Genomic DNA, 21,011 nt, shown 5'->3' with positions numbered 1-21,011 from the left:
CGCGTCAGTGTTCGTGGCTGCGGAACGCGACGACAGCGTTGTGCCCACCGAACCCGAACGAGTTCGACACGGCCAGTTGCGGCCCATCGCCGAGCGGCTGCGGCTCGCCGGAGACCGACAGCGGGATCTCCGGGTCCTGCTCCGTGATGTTGATGGTCGGGGGCGCCACGCGGTCGCGCAGGGCGAGCACGGTGAACAACGCCTCCAGCGCCCCAGTGCCACCCAGAAGGTGTCCCGTGGATGCCTTGGTCGCCGACGTGGGGATCTCATCGACGCGGTCGCCGAACACGGACCGCAGTGCGACGTACTCGGCGATGTCGCCCACCGGCGTGCTCGTCGCATGCGCGTTGATGTGGGTCACCTGATCCGGAGTGGCCTCTGCCCGCTCGAGCGCGGCAAGAAGCGCGCGCCTGGCGCCCTTGCCCTCAGGGTCGTTCGCCGTGATGTGGTAGGCGTCCGCGCTCACGCCCCCGCCGGCCAGCTCCGCGTAGATGCGGGCGCCACGCGCCAGAGCGTGCTCCTCGGTCTCCAGAACGAGGCTCGCTGCGCCTTCGCCCATAACGAAGCCATCGCGGTCGATGCTGTACGGCCGGGACGCGTGCTCAGGGTCGTCGTTGCGCTTCGACATCGCCTGAGCCGACGCGAACGCCGCCATCGTGATCGGGTGGATCGCTGACTCGGTACCGCCCGCGATCACCACGTCGGCAAGGTCGAGCTGCAGGTGCTCGTAGGCGTTGACGATCGACTCGGTGCTGGAGGCGCAGGCGGATGCCGTCGTGCGCGCGAACGCGCGGCCCTCGAAGTGCATGGAGACGGCGGCGGCGGGAGCGTTCGGCATCAGCATCGGAACGGTCAGCGGCATGACCCGCCGCGGACCGCGCTCCCGGAGCGTGTCCCAGGCATCCAGCAACGTCCATACGCCGCCGATCCCGGTCGCGTAGTCCACCCCGAGACGGTCCGGGTCGACATCCGGCGCTCCGGCGTCGGCCCACGCCTCCTTCGCCGAAACGAGCGCGAACTGCGACGCCGGGTCGAGACGCTTGGCCACGGGACGCTCCAGCACGGTCTCCGGCCTCACCTTCGCCTCCGCGGCGAACGTGATCGGCAACTCGTACTTCGCGACCCAGTCGTAGCCGAGCGTGTGCGTTCCGGACTCGCCCGCCAGCAGTGCGCTCCAGCTTTCGACGGCGGTGCCGCCCAAGGGGGAACTGGCACCGATGCCGGTGACGACGATCTTCTTGGTCATGAGTTTTCTTCAGCCTCGCAACGCACGACAAGCGCCGTTTGATGGTGAATGGAACGTAACGTGACGTCGGCGCGGCGAGTACCGCCGCGCCGACGGATGATCAGGCCTGGGCGTTGACGATGAAGTCGACGGCATCGCCGACGGTCTTGAGGTTCTTGACCTCTTCGTCGGGGATCTTGACGTCGAACTTGTCCTCGGCGTTGACCACGATCGTCATCATCGAGATCGAGTCGATGTCGAGGTCGTCGGTGAAGGACTTGTCCAGCTCGACCGTGTCGGTCGCGATGCCGGTCTCGTCGTTGATGAGCTCGGCCAGGCCGGCCAGGACCTCTTCGCGGGAAAGTGCCATTTCTTCGTTTCTCCTTGGGATGTCGGGTGACAGCAGAACAGTCTAGGTGGGCTGTTCAGGGCAGCAAGACGACCTGGGCGCCGAACACGAGGCCCGCGCCGAAGCCGATTTGCAGAGCGAGCGTGCCGCTCAGTTCCGGATGCTCCGCCAGCAGCCGGTGGGCCGCCAGCGGAATCGAGGCGGCCGACGTGTTGCCGGTCGTCTCGATGTCACGCGCGATCACGACGGATTCTGGCAGCTTCAGCTGCTTCGCGAACTCGTCGATGATGCGCATGTTGGCCTGGTGGGGAACGAATGCTCCTAGGTCGGAGGACGTGATCCCGGCCGCCTCCAGCGCACGTCTGGCGACCTTGGCCATCTCCCACACCGCCCAGCGGAACACGGAAGGGCCGTCCTGCCACAGTGTGGGCCACGATGCCTCACCGTCGCGGAACTCGACCAGCGTGTGGTCCATGCCCACGGCATCCGCCCGCGAACCGTCCGAGCCCCACACGGTGGGCGCGATGCCGGGCACATCGCTCGGCCCGATCACTGCGGCACCGGCGCCGTCGCCGAGCAGGAACGAGATGCTGCGGTCGGCCGGATCCACGATGTCGGAGAGCTTCTCAGCCCCGATCACGAGTGCGTAGTGTCCGGCTCCGGCTCGGACCAGCGCATCGGCCTGTGCGATCGCGTAGGCGTAGCCGGCGCACGCCGCGTTCACGTCGTAGGCCGCGGCGGGGTTCGCGCCGACGCGTTCTGCGACGACGGCAGACATCGAAGGGGTCTGCTGAACGTTGCTGATCGTGGCGATGAGTACGAGGTCGATCTCGGCGGCCGCGACGCCGGACTTCTCGATCGCCTCACGCGCAGCCTCCGTCGCGAGGTCGATCGCCAGCACGTCGCGCGGGGCCCTGGTCCGCGTGATGATCCCGGTGCGCTGCCTGATCCACTCGTCGGACGAGTTGATCGGGCCGACGAGGTCGTCGTTCGGTACGACCATGCTGCCGCGTGCGGCACCGAACGCGAGGATGCGCGTGTACTGGGCGCCGGTCGACTGACGGAGACGGGGTGCACTCATCGGGTCAGGCGTCGCTTCCGCCGTCGAGCAGCTCCAGGGCAGCGGGGAGGTCGTCCGGAGTCTTGATGGCGACGGCGGGCACGCCCTTCAGCCCACGCCTGGCGAGGCCGGTGAGTGCGCCGCCCGGGGTCAACTCGATCAGCCCGGTGATGCCTGCCTGCTCGAAGGATGCCATGCACAGGTCCCAGCGCACCGGAGACGCGACCTGCCCCACCATCAATTCGAGGAACTCGGTTCCGGAGCCGACGACCGAGCCGTCGCGGTTCGTCCAGATGGTCAGTGCCGGGTCGTGTGCGGTGAAGTCCGCGGCCTCCTTCGCCAGCCCGTCGCGTGCCGGCTGCATGTAGCGGGTGTGGAAGGCGCCTGCGACCTGAAGCGGCACGACCCGCGTTCCGCGCAGTGGCTCCTCGCCGAGCCGCGCGAGCGCGTCCAGGTCTCCTGCCACCACGATCTGACCGCCGCCGTTGTAGTTGGCCGGTTCGAGGCCGAACCCGGAGACGTACTCGACGACGGCATCCGGGTCACCGCCCAGCACCGCGCTCATACCGGTGGGGGCCGCGGCGGCCGCATCGGCCATGAGCAATGCGCGGGCGCGCACGAACCGCAGCGCATCTTCCTCGGAGAGGATGCCCGCACCGGCGGCGGCTGCGGCCTCGCCCACCGAGTGGCCGGCAATGCCGCCGATCACAGCATCGGGTGCTGCGGCGCGGAGCGCGCGCAGGGCGAGCAGACTGGCCGCCACGATGAGGGGCTGAGCAAGAGCGGTGTCGCGGATCGTCTCGGCATCGGACTCGGTGCCGTGCTTCACCAGATCGACCCCCGCGACCTCCGAGAAGCGCGCGACGAGGTCACGCGAAGCGGAGTCCTCCAGCCAAGGCGCGAGGAATCCGGGGGTTTGCGAGCCCTGTCCAGGGCAGGCGACGACAATCACTGTTCTAGTCTGCCAATCCTGAGAGGGCCGCCCGTGTCGGTCTTCCATGAACTCGGGCGGAATCGTTTGTCGGTGTCGTACAGCACGTCAGCGCCGCCTGATGGGCGCATCCGGTTCATTGATCGATCCCACGATGAGCGCCGCCTGCAGGATGAGCGCCTCGCGCGCGCCCGTCGCGTCCCAGCCGATGACATCCGTGACCCGCTTGAGTCGATAGCGCACCGTGTTCGGATGCACGAACAGCTCCCGCGCGGTCGCCTCCAGCGACCGGCCGTTGTCGAGGTAGCTCCACAACGTGTTCAGAAGTTCGGGGGAGTGCGCCTGCAGCGGGCGGTAGATGCGGTTCACGAGCGTGCTCCTGGCCAGCGGATCCCCGGCGAACGCGCGCTCTGGAAGCAGGTCGTTGGCGTGCACCGGCCGTGGACAGTTACGCCAGCCCTTGGCCACCGCGAAACCGGCCAATGCGGCGCGCGCACTCTTGGAGGCATCCACCAGCCCCGGCACCTCGTGACCGAGCACGAGATGCCCCGGGCCGAACTGCGGCTCCAGCTGCCGTGCTATCTCCATGAAGCCGATCGAGTTCGAAGGGCCGACCTCCTCGGATTCGCTCGCCCTCGGCTGCGCCCGCCCGATCACGAGCACGAGACGGGAACCCTGCACGCCGATCAGCACGTCGGCGCTCATGTGCCGTGCAATGCGCCGCAGCTGGTCCACGTCGAGCTGCTTCGGTGCCGTTCCGACCAGCACGCTGACCTCGCCGTGGCCGTGCCAGCCGAGCGCGGCGATCCGGCTGGGCAGCTCGTCGTCATATTCACCGGTGAGGATCGAGTCGACGACGAGGGCCTCGAGGCGCGCATCCCACAGCCCACGCGCCTCCGCTGCCCGGGCGTAGACATCCGCCGCGGCGAACGCGATCTCCCGGGAGTAGAGCAGGATCGCCTCGCCGAGCTCCTCGTTGCCGCTCGTTCGCACGCGGTCCTCGACCACCTCGACGACGACCCGGATGAGCTGCAGGGTCTGCTGCAGCGAGACCGACCGCAGCAGCTCGCGCGGCGCCGCCCCGAACACGTCAGCGGCGATCCACGGCGTCGAACGCGGATCGTCGAACCACGAGATGAACGACGTGATGCCCGCCTGCGCCACGAGCCCGACGGCGGACCGCCGCCCCGGCGGCATCTCGCTGTACCAGGGCAGTGTGTCATCGAGTCGCTTCAGCGTCGCCGTCGCGAGCTCACCCGAGATCTTGCGCAGCCAGGCGAGTGTCTCCTCTTTGCTCCTCGGCTTCGCCACGCGCGTCGCCTAGCTCTCGCCGCCGGCGACTCCGGTGGTGCCCGCATTGACGTCGTAGAGCCGGTAGCGCTCGATCGCCTGGGCAGGCACCGACGGGTCGACCTCACCGCGTGCGGCGAGCAGCTCGAGAGTTCGCACCACCATCGACGGTCCGTCGATCTTGAAGAAGCGCCGCGCGGCTGCCCTGGTGTCCGAGAATCCGAAGTCGTCGGCGCCCAGCGTCGCGAACTCGCCGGGCACATACGCGCGGATCTGGTCTGGCACCGAGTGCGCGTAGTCGGTGGTGGCGATGAACGGCCCCTGCGCGTCGGCGAGCTTGGTCGTCACGTAGGGGACCCGCTTCTCCTCGTCGGGGTGAAGGAAGTTGTGCTCATCGGCGGCGAGCCCGTCGCGACGCAACTCGTTCCAGCTCGTCACGCTCCAGACATCCGCGCGCACACCCCAGTCGTCTGCCAGCAGCTTCTGCGCCTCCAGCGCCCACGGCACCGCGACACCGGATGCCAGCAGCTGTGCGCGCGGACCGTCGCCCTCGGCGCTGCTCAGCTTGTAGATGCCGCGAACAACGCCTTCGACGTCGAGGTTCTCCGGCTCCGCCGGCTGCACCATCGGCTCGTTGTACACGGTGAGGTAGTACATGACGTTCGGGTCGGGGTGATTGCCGCCGTACATGCGCTCGATGCCACTGCGCACGATGTGCCCGATCTCGTATCCGTATGCCGGGTCGTACGAGACCACTGCGGGATTCGTGGCGGCCAGCATCGGAGAGTGGCCGTCGGCGTGCTGCAGACCCTCGCCCGTGAGCGTGGTGCGTCCAGCGGTCGCGCCCATGATGAAGCCTCTGGCCATCTGGTCGCCGGCCGCCCACATGGCGTCACCCGTGCGCTGAAAGCCGAACATCGAGTAGAACACGTAGATCGGGATCAGCGGCTCGCCGTGCGTGGAGTACGAGGTACCCACGTTCGTGAACGCGGCCATCGCACCGGCCTCGTTGATCCCGACGTGGAGGATCTGGCCCTGTGCGCTCTCCTTGTACGACAGAAGAAGCTCGCGGTCCACGGACGTGTAGTGCTGCCCGTTGGGGTTGTAGATCTTCGCGTTCGGGAAGAACGCGTCGATGCCGAACGTGCGGGCTTCGTCGGGGATGATCGGCACGATGCGGTGCCCGAAGTCCTTCGCCCGCAGCAGGTCCTTCAGCAGACGCACGAACGCCATCGTCGTGGCGACCTCTTGCGTTCCCGACCCCTTCTTCGAGATCGCGTACGCGTTGTCGTCGGGCAGCGGGATCTGCGTGTATTTGGTGCGGCGCTCCGGAATGAATCCGCCGAGCGCGCGACGACGCTCGAGCAGGTACTGGATGGCCTCGTCGTTCTCGCCAGGGTTGTAGTACGGCGGGAGGTACGGGTTCTCGGCGAGCTGCTCATCCGTGATCGGGATGTGCATGGAGTCGCGGAACTTCTTCAGGTCCTCCAGCGTCATCTTCTTCATCTGGTGGGTCGCATTGCGGCCCTCGAAGTGCGGACCGAGGCCGTAACCCTTGATGGTCTTGGCGATGATGACCGTTGGCTGGCCCTTGTGCTCCAGCGCCGCCTGGAACGCCGCATACACCTTGCGGTAGTCGTGGCCGCCGCGCTTGAGGTTCCAGATCTGCTCGTCGGTGTAGTCCTTGACGAGTTCGAGGGCGCGCGGGTCCTTGCCGAAGAACTGTTCGCGCACGTACGCGCCGTTCTCCGCCTTGTAGGTCTGGTAATCGCCGTCCGGCGTCGTGTTCATGACGTTCAGCAGGGCGCCCTCGGTGTCGCGCGCGAGCAGCGCATCCCACTCCCGGCCCCAGATGACCTTGATCACATTCCAGCCGGCACCGCGGAAGAAGCTCTCCAGCTCCTGGATGATCTTGCCGTTGCCGCGCACCGGCCCGTCCAGGCGCTGCAGGTTCGCGTTGATGACGAATGTGAGGTTGTCGAGGCCCTCGTTCGCAGCCACCTGGAGCTGGCCGCGGCTCTCCACCTCGTCCATCTCGCCGTCGCCGAGGAAGGCCCAGACGTGCTGGTCGGAGGCATCCTTGATGCCGCGGTTCGTCAGGTACTTGTTGACCTGCGCTTGGTAGATCGCGTTGATCGGGCCGAGGCCCATGGAGACGGTCGGGAACTGCCAGAACTCCGGCATCAACCGTGGGTGCGGATACGACGAGAGGCCGTTCGGCGCATGCGACTTCTCTTGACGGAAGCCGTCGAGCTGGTCGGCCGTGAGCCGGCCCTCGAGAAATGCGCGTGCATAGGTGCCGGGCGATGCGTGGCCCTGGATGAAGATCTGGTCGCCGCCGCCCGGGTGGTCCTGGCCGCGGAAGAAGTGGTTGAAGCCCACCTCGTAGAGCGCTGCGCTGGATGCGTAGGTGGAGATGTGACCGCCGACGGCTATTCCAGGACGCTGCGCACGGTGCACGAGGATGGCCGCGTTCCAGCGGATCCATGCCCGGTAACGGCGTTCGATGTCCTCGTCGCCGGGGAAGTGGGGCTCGTTCTCTGGTGCGATCGTGTTGATGTAGTCCGTCGTCGGAACCATCGGCACGCCGAGGTGGAGCTCCTTCGACCGCTTCAGCAGGTTCAGCATGATCTCGCGAGCGCGCTGCCGACCCTCCGCCGCCACGAGCGCGTCGAGGGACTCCTGCCATTCGGCGGTCTCCTCAGGGTCCGAGTCGATGTAGTTCACCGAATACGGGTCCTGGTCGTTGACAGTCACCGCGACCTCTTTCTTTGTGTGGATCGATCGTGGGCTGCGCCCAGCGCTGTCGGGTTACGACAGTCGGCGCGCCGTACGCAAGGATAGCGTGGCAGGCGCCGCGCGGTGGCCCGCGGTCTATGCTGTCGTACCGTGCGCGCTCGTCGCGTGCACACGGATGACGACGACGACCTTCGCCGGTGCGAGAGGAGAGACGGTGGCTCTGGAGAACGACACCCAGGCGCCCGATTTCGAACTGCCCAACCAGTTCGGCGAGCACGTTCGGCTCAGCGATTTCCGCGGCAGGAGTGCTGTCGCTCTCGTCTTCTTCCCGCTGGCCTTCTCCGGCACCTGCACCGGCGAGCTCTGTGAGTTGAGGGACAACCTCGAGCTGTTCCGCGCGGGAGGTGTCGAGTTGATCGGGATCTCCGTCGATTCCAAGTTCACGCTGCGCGCCTGGGCCGAGCACGAGGGATACCGGTTCACCCTGCTCAGCGACTTCTGGCCGCACGGCGACACGGCGAAGCAGTACGGCGTCTTCCTGGAAGACAAGGGTTTCGCCAACCGCGCGACGTTCCTCATCGACTCGGCGGGCATCATCCGCGAGAGCTTCATCACCGCTCCCGGAGAGGCGCGCACGCTCGCGGCGTACCGCATCGCGCTCGAGGAGCTGAAGGCGGCCTGACGCCGCCCGTCCGCTCGTCGCAGCCGCACCCTGCTAAGAGACCCGCCGGTCGGAGGCATACGCTTGCACGGCCTCCCGGAAGGAGACCACAGCGTCGCCGTGATCTCGTGCCCAGGCGGTCAGGCCTTCGATGGGATCGATAAGGGTCTTGCCGAGATCCGTGAGCCGGTACTCGGCGCGACCCGGCTTCTGATCGAGTCGTTCGACAAGGCCGAATTCCCCGAGCCGACGCAGCGTCTGCGTGAGCATCTTGCGCGAGATGCCTCCGATGAGTTCGACGAGTTCCCCGTGCCGGCGAGGCTTCTGGCTGAGCCCGAACAGAACGAGCACCGCCCACTTGTCGGAGATGATCTCGATCGCCAGGCGGGTGGGACAGTCCGCCAGAAAGACCGGTCCAGCAGCGTTCTGCATGAGGTCAAAGGTACTTCGAGGTAACACGCGGCTCTCTAGCGTGGTGAAGCGGAGTGCGTAACCCGCATCCGATGCAGAGAGGAGCACCATGTCACGAGTCGTCGAGTTCGATCGGTTCGGTGGACCAGAGGTGTTGCACATCGTGGAGACACCGACAGTGCAACCCGCGGCGGGGGAGGTCACGGTTCGGATCGAGGCGTTCGCCGTCAATCCGCTCGATGTGATGATGCGTTCCGGCACCTCGCCGGCTCCGGTCCCGTTGCCGCACGCTCGCCTCGGCATCGAAGGCACGGGGGTCATCGACTCGGTCGGGTCCGCGGTCACCGGGCTCGAAGTCGGTGACCCGGTTATCGTCGCCGCCATCCCCGATGCCGCCGTGCGAGGCAGCTACGCGGAATACATCACCCTTCCAGCCGGGTCGGTCATAGCCCGCCCGGCCGGACTGGAGATCCCTCAGGTAGCAGCTATCTGGGTCGCGTACTCCACTGCCTACGGCGCGCTCATGGAGGTCGCCGGACTGCGGCCGGGCGAACGCCTCCTCATCTCAGGGGCGTCCGGTGGTGTCGGCCGCGCGGCCATGCAGATCGCGGGCCAGATCGGAGCGACACCCATTGCCGTGACGCGGAACCCGGCGAAGACCGCTGAACTGCTCGCCGCCGGTGCCGCCACCGTCATCGCCACCGAGACGGCGGACCTCGTCGATGCGGTGCGCCATGGAACAGGTGGGACCGGCGCCGATGTGACCCTCGATCTCGTCAGGGGACCGGGTCAGCGAGACCTGCTGAACGCGACCTGGCCAGGCGGAAAGCTTGTCGCTGCAGGGTTCCTCGATCCGCGCCCCACCCCGCGTCCCGCCGACTCCGCGATCACTGTCATCGACTACCGCGGCTTCGACTACCTTCTGGATCTCGCCGTCGTCGGACGCATGGCGGCTTTCCTCGACGCCGGTGTGCGGCTGGGAACACTGCTGCCGGCGGTCGGTGACCTGTTCGCCTTCGACGACATCGTTGAGGCTCACCGACGGTTCGAGAAGGGCATCCGCACCGGCAAGGTCGTCGTCATGATCTAGCCACTGTCCCGCTCCGGCGTTCTCGCTCGCTAGACTCAGCCCGCGGGCCTTTAGCTCAGTTGGTAGAGCGCCACGTTTACACCGTGGATGTCGTCGGTTCGATCCCGGCAGGGCCCACCCGACGCGGTTCCAGTGAACCCTGGATTCTCTGCTGGACGCTCAGTCCCACGGGTGACGTTCACGATCGAGTTGGGGCGCCGCGGGCCGTTGTGACCACGAATCGAGCGAGAGGGGTAGCGGTGAGTCTGGCGATCCCGTACATCCTCGACGCAGCTGCGGAGGCATCGCCCGATGCCGTCGTGCAGGTACTCCGGCACCACCTCACCGTCACAGAGCTGAACCGGCGCTCCATCGTGAGGGCCGAGCGCTACCTTCACGAAGGCTATCGGCCGGGGGATCGAATCCTGTTGCCGCCGATGCTCACAGTCAGCCAAGTGATCGACGTGCTCGCCGCGACACGGATCGGTCTGGTGCTCTCGGGCGACCCCGCTCCCAAGCCGTCACGCCCTGATTCACCCGGCCCGGATCGGGAGGTGGCCGAGAGCCACATCTGGTCGGAGGTGCCCGTTGCGGTCATCGGCTCACGAACTCTCACTCATGGCGAGGTGGTCGAGGCAGCCGATCGTGCCGACACGCAGGAGCTAGAAGCGCTCCGTCCATTGCTCACAGTGCTCCGTGCGATCAGAGAGGGTGCCATCGGAGAGGGTGCCATCGGAGTCTGAGTGACCTTGGGTCCACAATTGCCGCTATGGGCTGGGATGTGTTCGAGGTCGCGGCTGCCGAGACGTATCCACTCCGTGCGGAGCTGTTGCGCAGCGACCGCACGGACCTCGACCTTCACCTGCCGGAAGACGACGTTCCCGGCGCATTCCATCTGGCGGTGACCGACGACAGCGGCGCGATCATCGGCGTCGCGAGCGCGACGCCTGCCGCTCCGATGTTCACCGCTCCCATGCCCGCATGGCGGTTACGGCAGATGGCGGTGGCAACGGCCATGCAAGGCTGCGGCGTGGGCACGGCGATATTCGGCGCTCTGCTCGAGCGTCTTCGCTCCCGGCACGCGGCGACGTTGTGGGCCGAGTCGCGCGATCGAAGCCTCGGCTTCTACATGGCAAGAGGCATGCATCCGGTGCCCGGCCGCCACCATGTTGTCTCAGGCGTCGACTACACCGATGTCGTTCTCGACCTGCGCGGTGAACGCGTACCCGAACCTACTGCCCGAGCGTGACGCCACGATCGGCGAAGAACGGCATGGGATCGATCGCGGTGCCGTTCACCCGCACCTCGATGTGCAGATGACACCCCGTCGATTCGCCCGTGCTGCCGACCCGCGCGATCGGTTGCCCGGCGGTGACCTGGTCGCCCGGTGCCACCATGATCGTTCCATCGGAGATGTGTCCGTAAGCCGTCTGCACCCCATCGCCGTGGTCGATCAGGATGAAGTTGCCATAGCCGCTGTAAGGGCCTGCGTAGCTCACGGTGCCGTCCGCGGCCGCAACGATCACACTCATGCACGCCGCACCGATGTCTACGCCCGGGTGGAAGACCGGGGTGTCGGCCGGCCGAGACGGCCTTGGACCGAAGACATCCGTGATCGGGCCTTTCACCGGGTCGACCCAGGTACCGGGCGCGAGCGTGAAGGTGTCGATGAAGTCGCCATCGGCGCCGTTGCTCGACCCAGCAATCATGGCTTCGGTGGCCGCGTCGAGGGATGCCTGCGCGGCATCGACCGTGGATTGCGCCGCCTTCTGCGCTGCTCGCTTCTGCGCCAGGGGGATCGACGCGAGCGTGGCATCCGCTTTCGCCGCGGCCGCCTTCATCGCATTGGCATGCTTGGCTGTCGACTCCGCACGCTTGGTCAGAGTGTCGAGCGAACCGTGCATGCTGCCCAGTTGACTCGCGGCGGTGAGACGCTGCAATAGGTCGGCGTTCCCACCGGCGGCCTCACCGCCGAATATGGCGCCGATCGTGGTCGTGGTCTGATCAGCGTGCGTCTGCTGCAGCGCCACCATGAGCTTGGCCACTGCCGCCTTGGCGGCGCTCTGGGCGGACTTCGCGATGGCGTCCGCCGAGGTCGCGAGGTTCTTCGCGTTCGCGTATGCGGTCTTCGTTGCGTCGTACTCGGATGTGGCCGAGTCGAGCAGGGACTGGGCGGAATCGAGCGCGGCCTGCGCCTTGTCGATCGCCGCTTGGAGCTTCTGCATGGCGTCGTCGCTCAAACCGGAACCATCGACTGCGGCAGGCGTGCTGTCACCGTCGGTGGTCGGAGTGGAGGATGGCGTGTCGCTCGTCGAACCGTCGCCGGGCGGAGTCGACGGAGGTGGCGTGGTCGGCGGAGGCGTCGTGGGGGGCGGCGTCGTAGGGGGCGGTGCGGTCGGCGGAGGCGTCGTGGGAGGCGGGGTCGTCGGGGTGCTCGTCGGGGTGCTCGTCGGGGTCGGCGTGCCGGTACCGGGGTCAGGCGTCGGAGTGGGTGTGCCGGTCGAGCATCCGCTGACGCAATCGTCGGCGGGAGCAGCACCGATGCCGGCGGCCGACGCCGTCAGGAGCACTGCGAAGAGAACCGCGGCCCGCCGAAAGCTCGCACGACGCGCCGACTTCGCCGCCGACGTTTCAGTCATGTTCTCGCGATCCATGCATGCCACCGTGCCGGGGAGCGCCCGACCCGTTTCCGAGTCTCGCACTCCTGCCGAAGAGCGGCAACGGTGTGCCGTGCTTTCTGGGATAATGGACGACATGATCGAAGCGCTGCTCTGGGGATTCATCGGCACCGTCGGCATCGTCGGGCTGATTCTCGGCCTCGCAGCGGCGTTCCAGCTCGGCCGCTCGGCGTACCGACAGCACTGAACATCAGCGGTTGCTGCAGGGTCTGCAGCAACCGTGTTCAGCGCCGCACGTAGGTGAGGAAGCGGTAGCGAAGTCCCGATTCGGATGTCGCCCAGCCGCTCTCCGGTTCGGCGCGGGTGAGCATCCACTCGTCTCCGATGACTGGTGCGCGGGTGTCACCGTCGAGTTCGGCGTCGATCTCCGTCACCTCGAGACGATCGGCGCGCCCGATCGACTCGGAGTAGATCTCGCCGCCGCCGGTCACCCAGCCGTCGCCCGTGAGCATCCCGAGCGCCTCGTCGACCGAGCCTGCACGTTCGGCGCCGACGGCCGACCAGTTCGCGTCACGGGTTATGACGATGTTGCGCCTCCCGGGCAGCGGGCGGAAACGTGGTGGCAGCGAGTCCCAGGTCTTGCGGCCCATGACGACGTCGCCGCTCATCGTCAGCGCTCGGAATCGCCTGCTGTCCTCCGGCACTCGCCACGGGATGCCGCCTCCCGCACCGATCACGCCGGAGTGCGCCTGCGCCCAGATCAGTGCGATCGTCATACGGCCACGGCCGCGCGAATGGCGGGGTGGTGCTGGTATCCGATCGCCTCGAAGTCCTCGAACCGGTAGTCGAAGATGCTGTCTGGATGCCTGGTGATCGCCAGCCGAGGTGCCGGGAACGGCTCGCGGGACAACTGCTCCGTGACCTGCTCGATGTGGTTGTCGTAGATGTGGCAGTCGCCGCCGGTCCAGACGAATTCTCCGACGTCGAGTCCGACCTGATCGGCCACGAGGTGGGTGAGCAGCGCATAGCTCGCGATGTTGAACGGAACCCCGAGGAAGAGGTCCGCGCTGCGCTGATACAGCTGGCAGGAGAGCTTGCCGTCGGCGACGTAGAACTGGAACAGGGCGTGGCACGGCGCGAGGGCCATGTTCGGGATCTCCGCGACGTTCCAGGCCGACACGATCATCCGACGCGAATCCGGATCGCTGCGAAGGGTCTCGAGCACCGCGGAGATCTGATCGAGGTGGCGCCCGTCGGGAGCCGGCCACGACCGCCACTGAACGCCGTACACCGGGCCGAGGTCGCCGTCGGCATCCGCCCACTCGTCCCAGATGGTGACGCCGTGCTCCTGGAGCCAGCGCACGTTCGAGTCGCCGCGCAGGAACCAGAGCAGCTCGTACGCGATGGATCTGAAGTGCACCCGCTTCGTGGTGATCAGCGGGAAGCCCTCCGCCAGGTCGAACCGGAGTTGGCGTCCGAAGACGCTGCGAGTGCCGGTGCCGGTACGGTCCGACTTGTGCGTTCCGTGCTCGAGAACGTCGCGGAGCAGGTCTTCGTAGGGAGTGGGGATCGCCGCGTCCATGATACGAAGATCGTACGTCGTCGGCCCGCCGCAGGTGGATGCCTCGCCGCCTGACTGCCCGCATGCGAGCGGTGTGGAGAACGCGGGGTGTGCGGGGGGCCCGGAACAATAGACTCGCGCTATGGGGACCGACGCGGGGGAGCCGGAAGGCGTCGAGCTTGCCGAGCCTCCGCGACGGCGTACCACGTTCGTCCCTCGCCCGTCGGAGCATGATGCGGCTGCCAATGAGGGCAGGGGTGCGGCATCCGAAGTGCACGACGATGACGAGCTCGCCGGCGCGCTGGAGAACGAGGTTTCGCTGCTCACGGCGTCGTTGCCGATCATCCGTCCGCAGTCGCTCTTCCTGCCGGTTCGGCCGCCGGAGCCGGCATACGAGCCGCGTACCGATGCAGAGCGCGAGATAGCGGCGCAGGCCGAATCGGGAGACACTCTCGCCGCCATCGAGCGACTCGAAGAACTGCTCGCAGGGCGGCAAACGCCTGCGGCTGAGCCGGGCCAGAGGAGCGCTGAGCCGCAGAGCACTTCACCACAGAGCACCGCACAGTTGGTCGTCGAGCAGCGGCCCGCGGGGAGGAGGCCTCGACTCTGGCTCTGGTTCGCGGCCGGAGCCTCGGTGCTGGTCGCCGGCGGAGTCGGCACCGCCTCATGGCTGCTCTGGCACTGAGCCCTGTGCGAGACGGGATGCCCATCGGGCGCATCCCATGCTCGTCCGGCGTGATGCTCGTCGACGCCGTAGGCTCGAACGGTGCCGACGATCGCCGAGTTCCTGTCCGTAGCCGAGCGCCTGTGGCCGGTGTCGGGAGCCGAGCAGTGGGATGCTCCCGGGCTCGTGACCGGAGACCCGCGAGCATCCGTCTCCCGGGTTCTTCTCTCCGTCGATGCCGTCTCCGACACGGTCGACGAGGCGGTGGAGGGCGGGTACGACCTGCTGCTCGCGCATCATCCGCTGCTCTTGCGTGGTGTCACCAGCGTCGCCGAGGACAGGTACAAGGGTGCGCTCGTGGCGCGGCTCATCCGATCCGGGTGCGCGCTCGTGACGGCGCACACGAACGCCGACGTCGTGCCCGACGGGGTGTCCGACGTCTTCGCGTCGCGGCTGAGCCTCGTGGATGCGCGACCCATCGTCACGGGAACCGACGACGGTTCCGGACTCGGCCGAGTGGGAACGCTGCCCGAAGCGACGACGCTCGGGCATCTCGCGCGGAGCATCGCAGGCATCCTTCCGCCCACCGCAACCGGAGTTCGCGTCGCCGGCGAGTACGCGCGGCCGGTCACCACCGTCGCACTGTGCGGTGGAGCGGGCGACGCGTTCCTCGCCGAGCCTGCAGTGCGTGGGGCGGATGTCTACATCACCTCCGACCTGCGTCACCATCCGGCATCAGAGGCGATCGAGCAGGCCCGCGTGGGCGGCGGTCCAGCGCTGATCGACGTGTCGCACTGGGCAGCGGAATGGCTCTGGCTCGATGTCGCCGCGGAGCAGTTGCGGGAGGCCCTGCCCGGTCTTCATGTCGTGGTCAGCGAGCTGCGAACGGATCCGTGGGACTTCACGGTCGTGCAGTGACGCCCATGCGAACGCCGTGCAATAACGTAGAGCAGATCGACACCCGGACTTCCACGACGAGATGAGTGCTGTGAAGGCTGATCCACGCGACCAACGCGAACTCTTGCGCGTTCAGGAGCTCGACAACGCGATCGCGCAGGCGACACGGTCGATCGCGAACCCGCCGCAGGCGAAGCAGCTCGCCGAACTCGAGCCGCAGGCGGCGGAGATCCGCGGGCGCCGGCTCAGCGTGACCGGCGAGCTGGAAGACGCTCGAGCAGAGCTCTCCCGTCTGGAGTCGGATGTCGAGATCGTCGAGGCTCGCATGACGCGCGACTCCGAGCGCGTTCAGCACACCGCATCGGTGAAAGACGTCGCCGCCCTCGAGGCGGAGCTGCAGTCGTTGCGCAAGCGACGCGGCGATCTCGAAGACATCGAGCTGGCGATCATGGAGCGCATCGAGGCACTCGAGCAACAGCTGGCCGGGATCGACGCCGAGGGCGCCGATATCGAGGGGAAGGTGGCTCAACTCGAGGCCGAGCGCACCGCAGAAATCGAGACCTTGGAGCGCAAGCGAACGGATGCCTCCGCCGACCGCACCGCTATCGCATCCGGTCTTCCTGCCGACCTCGTAGCCCTGTACGAGAAGCAACGCGATCGGTACGGCGTGGGCGCCGCCCGCCTCGTCGGAGGGGTATCGCTCGCCTCGAACATGAAGCTGTCGCCTTCAGACCTCGCCGAGGTGCGGTCGGCGGCGGACGACGAGGTCGTGCTGTGCCCCGACAGCGGGGCCATCCTCATCCGCGACGAGAACTCCTGACCGGCTACGCTGGAGTGCGAACGGGCCGGCAAGACGGTCGCGTCGGCATCCGTCTGACGGATGTCGCCGAGGAACGTCCGGGCTCCGCAGAGCAGGACGGTGGGTAACGCCCACCCGGGGTAACCCGCGAGACAGTGCCACAGAAAACAGACCGCCTTCGCGCAAGCGAAAGGTAAGGGTGAAACGGCGGTGTAAGAGACCACCAGCGGCCGGGGTGACCCGGTCGGCTCGGCAAACCTCGTCCGGAGCAAGGTCAGACAGGGAACCATGAGGCTGCTCGTCTCGTTCCCGGGTAGACCGCTAGAGGGTCGCGGCAACGCGGCCCCGAGATAGATGGCCGTCCAGGATGCCTCGCGCGAGCGCGTGCATCCGAACAGAACCCGGCGTATCAGCCGGCCCGTTCCCTCCGTCGCCGTTTCAAGCCGTGGCGACGGGCCGCTTGTGGTGGCCGCGCGAAGCGAGTGCCGCCGCACCCAGGATGCCTGCGTTGTTGCGGTGCACCGCTGGCACGATCTTCGTCTCGATGTCGATCAGGTCGCCGAACTCGTTCCAATGCTTGGATACGCCGCCACCGACGACGAAGAGGTCGGGGGAGAAGAGGAACTCGACCGTGCGGTAGTACTTCGTGAGGCGCTTGCTCCAGTGCTCCCAGTCCAGGTCCTCGCGCTCCTTCGCAGAGTACGCGGCGCGGCTCTCCGCGTCGTGGCCGCCGATCTCCAGGTGACCGAGCTCCGCATTCGGCACGAGTACGCCGTCGTAGATGAGAGCGGAGCCGATGCCGGTGCCGAGAGTGGTCAGGATCACGAGCCCGTCGACATCCTTCGCAGCACCGAACTCCGTTTCGGCGTAACCGGCGGCGTCCGCGTCGTTGACGAACAGGATGTCGCGCTCGAGCGTCTTCTCGAAGAGCTTCTCCGCTTCGAGCCCGACCCACTTCTTGGAGACATTCGCCGCCGACATCGTGCGGCCGTTCTTCACGATGGCAGGGAAGCACACCCCGACCGGCGCGTTCGGGTCGTCGCCGGCGAGTGCGTCGAGCACCTCCCGGGAGGTCTCGACGATGTCGTCGGGCTTGCCGCCCTTCGGCGTCGCCAGCTTGACCCGGTCACTGACCAGCTCTCCGGACTTCAGGTCGACGATGCCGCCCTTGATCCCCGTTCCGCCGATGTCGATCCCGATTGCCGTTGTGGAGGCCATGAGGGAAATCTACCGGCTCACGGGAGGGTCAGGATCTCGGCTCCCCGCTCCGTCACGACGAGCGTGTGCTCGAACTGCGCGGTGATGGACTTGTCCTTCGTGGTGACCGTCCAGTCGTCCGCCCACATGTCCCAGTCGTGGCTGCCGAGGGTCAGCATCGGCTCGATCGTGAAGACCATGCCAGGCACCATCTCGGTGTCGTAAGCAGGGGCGGAGTCGTAGTGCGGGATGATCAGCCCGGAGTGGAACGAGCGACCGACGCCGTGTCCGGTGAAGTCTCGCACCACGCCGTAGCCGAATCGCTTCGCGTACGACTCGATCGCGCGACCGATCACGTTCACCTGTCGCCCCGGCGCGACGGCCTTGATTCCGCGGTTCAGCGCCTCACGAGTGCGCTCGACCAGTTGCGTCACCTCGTCGGATGCCTGCCCCACGATGAATGTCTGGTTGCTGTCGCCGTGAAAGCCGTTCTTGAACGCGGTGATGTCGACGTTGACGATGTCGCCCTCCTCGAGGGCGGTGTCGTCGGGGATGCCGTGACAGATCACCTCGTTCACCGAGGTGCAGCTGGACTTGGGATAGCCGCGGTAGCCGAGCGTGGACGGGTAGGCATCGTGGGCGATGAGGAACTCGTGGGCGACGGCGTCGAGCTCCTCGGTCGTCACGCCCGGCTGGACATGGTCGCCCACGAGCGCGATCGCCTGCGCGGCGATGCGACCGGACTCACGGATCAGCTCGATCTCTTCGGGGGAGTAGACGTCACCTCGGTCGTCGCGGGCCGGACCGGGCCGCCCGACGTATTCCGGTCGGGGAATGGAAGCGGGAACGGGACGCCGGGGTGAGACGCGGCCGGGAGTCAGGTGGCCGGAGGAATCCTTGGGCATAGGATCAACCTTATGGCCGAGGCGTACGACGACGACATGGTGCACAAGTTCTGGTACAACACCAAGACCGGTCAGGTCGAGCAGGGCCTCAAGTCGCCGTTACCCGATCGGCTCGGACCGTTCGACACCCGTGAGGGCGCCGAGCATGCGTGGGACAAGATTCGCGAGAACAGCCAGCGCTGGGCCGACGAAGACGCGGCTGAGGGCAACTGAGTCAGGTCCCCGCAGACTCCGAGTAGCGAGGCACCGCGACCGGCTCAGTAGCTGTGCTCGGGTCCCGGGTACTCGCCCTGCTCGACATCCTCCCGGTACCGTCGTGCCGCGTCGCCCAGAACACCTTTCAGGTCGGCATACTGACGCACGAAGCGCGGAACGCGCCCCGTGGTGAAGCCGGCCCAGTCCGTCCAGACCAGCAGCTGTCCGTCGACGTGGGGCCCTGCGCCCACGCCGATCGTCGGGATACCGAGCTCCTTCGTGACCTGCGCCGCGGCATCCGCCGGCACCATCTCCAGCACCACGGCGAACGCCCCGGCCTCCTCGACCGCGTGCGCGTCTGCCAGAAGCGCCTCGACACCCGACTCGCCGCGTCCCTGGATGATGTGTCCGCCGAGCTGGTGCTCGCTCTGCGGCGTGTAACCGATGTGGGCCATCACAGGGATGCCTGCGTCGACGATGCGGCGGATCTGCTTGGCGCTCCTGCGGCCGCCCTCGAGCTTGACGGCGTGCGCTCCTGTCTCCTTCATGAACCGCACAGCGGTGTGCAGTGCGTCTTGCACGTCGGTCTCGTATGAGCCGAACGGCATGTCGGCCACCACGAATGCCCGGCGCACGGCGTGCGCGACGGCGCGGGTGAGTGGGATCAAGTCGTCCACGCGCACCGGCAACGTCGTGTCGTACCCGAACACGTTGTTGCCAGCGGAGTCCCCCACGAGCAGGAAGTCGATGCCCGCCTCGTCGAAGATCTGCGCGCTCAGCATGTCGTAGCTCGTGAGCCCGGTGATCTTGATTCCGCTGGCCTTCGCGTTCTGGAAGTGCCGGGTACGCACCCGGCGTGGGCCGCCTTCCGAACCTCCGCCGTACGGCCGCTCCTCGGCAGCGGTGGACGACGTTTCGCTTGCCTGGTCAGCCATGGCGGTCAGTCTATCCGCGCCGCTCCACCCGACATCGCGGCTTGCGCCGCTCACCGGCTGACTCGGCTCGGCCACGCGAGGTAGCACGCGTGGGTTCTCGTCTGAATCGCCGATAATCTGGGACGAGCGATTCCGTCCCATCACCGAGCGCGAGGAAAGGGATCTTCATGGACAAGCAGCGCGACTTCGTGCTCCGTACCATCGAGGAACGCGGCGTGAAGTTCATCCGCCTGTGGTTCACCGATGTCGTCGGAACCCTGAAGTCCGTGGCGATCGCGCCCGCCGAGGTGGAGGGCGCGTTCACGGAGGGCCTGGGCTTCGACGGGTCGGCCATCGAGGGTCTCACGCGCACGTTCGAGTCCGACCTGCTCGCCCATCCGGATCCCACGACGTTCCAGATCCTGCCATGGCGCGGGGAGGTGGATCCCACCGCCCGCATGTTCTGCGACATCACGACACCGGACGGCGCGCCCGCGGTGGCCGACCCCCGCAACGTGCTCAAGCGCACCCTCGAGAAGGCGGCGGAGCGCGGTTTCACGTTCTACACGCATCCGGAGATCGAGTTCTATCTGCTGAAGTCGTCGAAGTTCGGCGAGAGCGGCCCCGAGCCGGTCGACTCCGCCGGATACTTCGACAACGTGCCGGGCGGCACCGCGCACGACTTCCGTCGCCGGTCGGTGCGGATGCTGGAGGACCTCGGCATCTCGGTGGAGTTCAGTCACCACGAGGTCGGTCCTGGGCAGAACGAGATCGACCTGCGCTACGCGGACGCCCTCACCACAGCCGACAACATCATGACGTTCCGCACCGTGATCAAGGAGGTGGCGATCGAGCAGGGCGTGTACGCGACGTTCATGCCGAAACCGCTCACCGGGCATCCGGGAAGCGGCATGCACACGCACCTGTCGTTGTTCGAGGGCGACACGAACGCGTTCTTCGCACCGGGTTCGGAGTATCAGCTCTCCAAAGTGGCCCGTCAGTTCATCGCCGGAGTGCTGCAGCATGCTCCGGAGATCACGGCCGTGACGAACCAGTTCGTGAACTCGTACAAGCGGCTGTGGGGTGGCGACGAGGCGCCGAGCTACGTGTGCTGGGGCCACAACAACCGATCAGCGCTGGTGCGCGTTCCCCTGTACAAGCCGAGCAAGGGGCAGAGCGCGCGCGTGGAGTACCGCGGCATCGACTCCGCCGCAAACCCCTACCTCGCGTTCTCACTGCTGCTGGCGGCCGGACTCAAGGGCATAGAGCAGGAGTACGAGCTTCCGCCGGAGGCAGAGGACGACGTGTGGGCGCTGAGCGACGCCGAACGGCGTGCGCTGGGTTACCACGCGCTGCCGTCCAGCCTCGACCAGGCGGTGCAGCGCATGGAGGAGTCCGAGCTGGTCGCGGAGACGCTGGGGGAGCAGGTCTTCAACTATGTGCTGGCCAACAAGCAGCGCGACTTCCGGGAGTACCGCGCTCAGGTGACGCCATACGAGCTGCGCACGAACCTCGAGATCCTCTGA

At 67.2% G+C, this 21,011-nt stretch carries 23 protein-coding genes, 1 tRNA gene and 1 other RNA gene; 12 read left to right on the top strand and 13 right to left on the bottom strand.

What is annotated here, in order from left to right; translation table 11 throughout:
- Positions 1 to 4 precede the first annotated feature (4 nt).
- The 6 genes from ACYVI5_RS08650 to aceE form a co-directional block, all read right to left on the bottom strand.
- A complete protein-coding gene (locus ACYVI5_RS08650) occupies positions 5 to 1,246 on the bottom strand; it encodes a beta-ketoacyl-[acyl-carrier-protein] synthase family protein (RefSeq protein WP_460529496.1) in 1,242 nt (413 codons plus the stop codon).
- A 100-nt stretch (positions 1,247 to 1,346) separates the two neighbouring features.
- Entirely contained in the window at positions 1,347 to 1,595 is a 249-nt protein-coding gene (locus ACYVI5_RS08645) for an acyl carrier protein (RefSeq protein WP_460518922.1), read from the bottom strand.
- A gap of 55 nt (positions 1,596 to 1,650) precedes the next feature.
- Positions 1,651 to 2,655, bottom strand: coding sequence for a beta-ketoacyl-ACP synthase III (locus ACYVI5_RS08640; protein WP_460579844.1), 1,005 nt, complete (start codon positions 2,653 to 2,655; stop codon positions 1,651 to 1,653).
- A 4-nt stretch (positions 2,656 to 2,659) separates the two neighbouring features.
- Complete coding sequence (locus tag ACYVI5_RS08635; protein ID WP_460579843.1) at positions 2,660 to 3,586, bottom strand: ACP S-malonyltransferase; 927 nt, start codon at positions 3,584 to 3,586, stop codon at positions 2,660 to 2,662.
- A gap of 87 nt (positions 3,587 to 3,673) precedes the next feature.
- Positions 3,674 to 4,876 (bottom strand): PucR family transcriptional regulator, encoded by a 1,203-nt coding sequence (locus ACYVI5_RS08630; protein WP_460529487.1) that lies wholly within the window; start codon positions 4,874 to 4,876, stop codon positions 3,674 to 3,676.
- Between the two features lie 9 nt (positions 4,877 to 4,885).
- Positions 4,886 to 7,612, bottom strand: a complete 2,727-nt coding sequence (gene aceE, locus ACYVI5_RS08625) for a pyruvate dehydrogenase (acetyl-transferring), homodimeric type (RefSeq protein ID WP_460579842.1) — start codon at positions 7,610 to 7,612, stop codon at positions 4,886 to 4,888.
- A gap of 196 nt (positions 7,613 to 7,808) precedes the next feature.
- On the opposite strand from aceE, the gene ACYVI5_RS08620 reads away from it, so the two are divergent.
- Positions 7,809 to 8,276, top strand: a complete 468-nt coding sequence (locus ACYVI5_RS08620; RefSeq protein WP_460530494.1) for a peroxiredoxin — start codon at positions 7,809 to 7,811, stop codon at positions 8,274 to 8,276.
- 33 nt (positions 8,277 to 8,309) lie between these two features.
- On the opposite strand, the gene ACYVI5_RS08615 is transcribed toward ACYVI5_RS08620, so the two are convergent.
- Positions 8,310 to 8,687, bottom strand: coding sequence for a winged helix-turn-helix transcriptional regulator (locus ACYVI5_RS08615; protein WP_460579841.1), 378 nt, complete (start codon positions 8,685 to 8,687; stop codon positions 8,310 to 8,312).
- Positions 8,688 to 8,775: 88 nt separating this feature from the next.
- On the opposite strand from ACYVI5_RS08615, the gene ACYVI5_RS08610 reads away from it, so the two are divergent.
- The 4 genes from ACYVI5_RS08610 to ACYVI5_RS08595 all read left to right on the top strand — a co-directional run bounded on the left by ACYVI5_RS08610 (position 8,776) and on the right by ACYVI5_RS08595 (position 10,984).
- Positions 8,776 to 9,756 (top strand): zinc-dependent alcohol dehydrogenase family protein, encoded by a 981-nt coding sequence (locus ACYVI5_RS08610; protein WP_460579840.1) that lies wholly within the window; start codon positions 8,776 to 8,778, stop codon positions 9,754 to 9,756.
- A 44-nt stretch (positions 9,757 to 9,800) separates the two neighbouring features.
- Positions 9,801 to 9,873: transfer RNA gene (locus ACYVI5_RS08605), tRNA-Val, on the top strand.
- 122 nt (positions 9,874 to 9,995) lie between these two features.
- Entirely contained in the window at positions 9,996 to 10,478 is a 483-nt protein-coding gene (locus ACYVI5_RS08600; RefSeq protein ID WP_460579839.1) for a hypothetical protein, read from the top strand.
- Positions 10,479 to 10,504: 26 nt separating this feature from the next.
- Positions 10,505 to 10,984 (top strand): GNAT family N-acetyltransferase, encoded by a 480-nt coding sequence (locus tag ACYVI5_RS08595; protein ID WP_460579838.1) that lies wholly within the window; start codon positions 10,505 to 10,507, stop codon positions 10,982 to 10,984.
- Here the strand turns inward: ACYVI5_RS08595 and ACYVI5_RS08590 are convergent.
- Positions 10,968 to 11,975 (bottom strand): M23 family metallopeptidase, encoded by a 1,008-nt coding sequence (locus tag ACYVI5_RS08590; RefSeq protein WP_460579837.1) that lies wholly within the window; start codon positions 11,973 to 11,975, stop codon positions 10,968 to 10,970. The two genes, ACYVI5_RS08595 and ACYVI5_RS08590, sit on opposite strands and share 17 nt — an antisense overlap.
- On the opposite strand from ACYVI5_RS08590, the gene ACYVI5_RS08585 reads away from it, so the two are divergent.
- Positions 11,959 to 12,600, top strand: coding sequence for a hypothetical protein (locus ACYVI5_RS08585; protein WP_460579836.1), 642 nt, complete (start codon positions 11,959 to 11,961; stop codon positions 12,598 to 12,600). The two genes, ACYVI5_RS08590 and ACYVI5_RS08585, sit on opposite strands and share 17 nt — an antisense overlap.
- 37 nt (positions 12,601 to 12,637) lie before the next feature.
- Here the strand turns inward: ACYVI5_RS08585 and ACYVI5_RS08580 are convergent, their stop codons facing one another.
- Both ACYVI5_RS08580 and ACYVI5_RS08575 read right to left on the bottom strand, forming a co-directional pair.
- Positions 12,638 to 13,129: a dihydrofolate reductase gene (locus ACYVI5_RS08580; protein ID WP_460529463.1), complete on the bottom strand. Its 492-nt coding sequence runs from the start codon at positions 13,127 to 13,129 to the stop codon at positions 12,638 to 12,640.
- Entirely contained in the window at positions 13,126 to 13,935 is an 810-nt protein-coding gene (locus tag ACYVI5_RS08575) for a thymidylate synthase (protein ID WP_460579835.1), read from the bottom strand. Before ACYVI5_RS08575 ends, ACYVI5_RS08580 begins: the two co-directional genes overlap by 4 nt.
- Before the next feature lie 121 nt (positions 13,936 to 14,056).
- On the opposite strand from ACYVI5_RS08575, the gene ACYVI5_RS08570 reads away from it, so the two are divergent.
- From ACYVI5_RS08570 to rnpB, 4 genes are all read left to right on the top strand, one after another.
- Positions 14,057 to 14,599 (top strand): hypothetical protein, encoded by a 543-nt coding sequence (locus tag ACYVI5_RS08570; RefSeq protein ID WP_460579834.1) that lies wholly within the window; start codon positions 14,057 to 14,059, stop codon positions 14,597 to 14,599.
- Positions 14,600 to 14,680: 81 nt separating this feature from the next.
- Entirely contained in the window at positions 14,681 to 15,496 is an 816-nt protein-coding gene (locus tag ACYVI5_RS08565; protein ID WP_460579833.1) for a Nif3-like dinuclear metal center hexameric protein, read from the top strand.
- Positions 15,497 to 15,557: 61 nt separating this feature from the next.
- Complete coding sequence (locus ACYVI5_RS08560; RefSeq protein ID WP_460579832.1) at positions 15,558 to 16,295, top strand: zinc ribbon domain-containing protein; 738 nt, start codon at positions 15,558 to 15,560, stop codon at positions 16,293 to 16,295.
- A gap of 21 nt (positions 16,296 to 16,316) precedes the next feature.
- Positions 16,317 to 16,699: RNase P RNA component class A (rnpB, locus tag ACYVI5_RS08555), an RNA gene on the top strand.
- Positions 16,700 to 16,712: 13 nt separating this feature from the next.
- On the opposite strand, the gene ppgK is transcribed toward rnpB, so the two are convergent.
- Both ppgK and map read right to left on the bottom strand, forming a co-directional pair.
- The gene (gene ppgK, locus ACYVI5_RS08550) at positions 16,713 to 17,492 is read right to left on the bottom strand and encodes a polyphosphate--glucose phosphotransferase (protein WP_460579831.1); all 780 of its coding nucleotides are present in this window, start codon (positions 17,490 to 17,492) and stop codon (positions 16,713 to 16,715) included.
- 17 nt (positions 17,493 to 17,509) lie between these two features.
- Positions 17,510 to 18,376, bottom strand: a complete 867-nt coding sequence (gene map / locus ACYVI5_RS08545) for a type I methionyl aminopeptidase (protein WP_460579830.1) — start codon at positions 18,374 to 18,376, stop codon at positions 17,510 to 17,512.
- Positions 18,377 to 18,388: 12 nt separating this feature from the next.
- On the opposite strand from map, the gene ACYVI5_RS08540 reads away from it, so the two are divergent.
- A complete protein-coding gene (locus ACYVI5_RS08540) occupies positions 18,389 to 18,589 on the top strand; it encodes an SPOR domain-containing protein (RefSeq protein ID WP_440293556.1) in 201 nt (66 codons plus the stop codon).
- Positions 18,590 to 18,633: 44 nt separating this feature from the next.
- Here the strand turns inward: ACYVI5_RS08540 and panB are convergent, their stop codons facing one another.
- A complete protein-coding gene (panB, locus tag ACYVI5_RS08535) occupies positions 18,634 to 19,506 on the bottom strand; it encodes a 3-methyl-2-oxobutanoate hydroxymethyltransferase (protein ID WP_460579829.1) in 873 nt (290 codons plus the stop codon).
- A 167-nt stretch (positions 19,507 to 19,673) separates the two neighbouring features.
- Between panB and glnA the strand changes: the two genes are divergently transcribed.
- Positions 19,674 to 21,011: a glutamine synthetase family protein gene (glnA, locus tag ACYVI5_RS08530; RefSeq protein WP_460529437.1), complete on the top strand. Its 1,338-nt coding sequence runs from the start codon at positions 19,674 to 19,676 to the stop codon at positions 21,009 to 21,011.

Source organism: Humibacter ginsengisoli, assembly GCF_054780095.1.
This window is presented reverse-complemented; position numbering and strand designations above follow the sequence as displayed.

Coding starts and splice junctions, on each gene's coding strand:
- ACYVI5_RS08650 (WP_460529496.1), bottom strand. CDS start 1,246: ATGACCAAGAAGATCGTCGTCACCGGCATCGGTGCCAGTTCCCCCTTG.
- ACYVI5_RS08645 (WP_460518922.1), bottom strand. CDS start 1,595: ATGGCACTTTCCCGCGAAGAGGTCCTGGCCGGCCTGGCCGAGCTCATC.
- ACYVI5_RS08640 (WP_460579844.1), bottom strand. CDS start 2,655: ATGAGTGCACCCCGTCTCCGTCAGTCGACCGGCGCCCAGTACACGCGC.
- ACYVI5_RS08615 (WP_460579841.1), bottom strand. CDS start 8,687: ATGCAGAACGCTGCTGGACCGGTCTTTCTGGCGGACTGTCCCACCCGC.
- ACYVI5_RS08610 (WP_460579840.1), top strand. CDS start 8,776: ATGTCACGAGTCGTCGAGTTCGATCGGTTCGGTGGACCAGAGGTGTTG.
- ACYVI5_RS08595 (WP_460579838.1), top strand. CDS start 10,505: ATGGGCTGGGATGTGTTCGAGGTCGCGGCTGCCGAGACGTATCCACTC.
- ACYVI5_RS08585 (WP_460579836.1), top strand. CDS start 11,959: ATGGCGTCGTCGCTCAAACCGGAACCATCGACTGCGGCAGGCGTGCTG.
- ACYVI5_RS08580 (WP_460529463.1), bottom strand. CDS start 13,129: ATGACGATCGCACTGATCTGGGCGCAGGCGCACTCCGGCGTGATCGGT.
- ACYVI5_RS08575 (WP_460579835.1), bottom strand. CDS start 13,935: ATGGACGCGGCGATCCCCACTCCCTACGAAGACCTGCTCCGCGACGTT.
- ACYVI5_RS08570 (WP_460579834.1), top strand. CDS start 14,057: ATGGGGACCGACGCGGGGGAGCCGGAAGGCGTCGAGCTTGCCGAGCCT.
- ACYVI5_RS08560 (WP_460579832.1), top strand. CDS start 15,558: ATGAGTGCTGTGAAGGCTGATCCACGCGACCAACGCGAACTCTTGCGC.
- ppgK (WP_460579831.1), bottom strand. CDS start 17,492: ATGGCCTCCACAACGGCAATCGGGATCGACATCGGCGGAACGGGGATC.
- map (WP_460579830.1), bottom strand. CDS start 18,376: ATGCCCAAGGATTCCTCCGGCCACCTGACTCCCGGCCGCGTCTCACCC.
- ACYVI5_RS08540 (WP_440293556.1), top strand. CDS start 18,389: ATGGCCGAGGCGTACGACGACGACATGGTGCACAAGTTCTGGTACAAC.
- panB (WP_460579829.1), bottom strand. CDS start 19,506: ATGGCTGACCAGGCAAGCGAAACGTCGTCCACCGCTGCCGAGGAGCGG.
- glnA (WP_460529437.1), top strand. CDS start 19,674: ATGGACAAGCAGCGCGACTTCGTGCTCCGTACCATCGAGGAACGCGGC.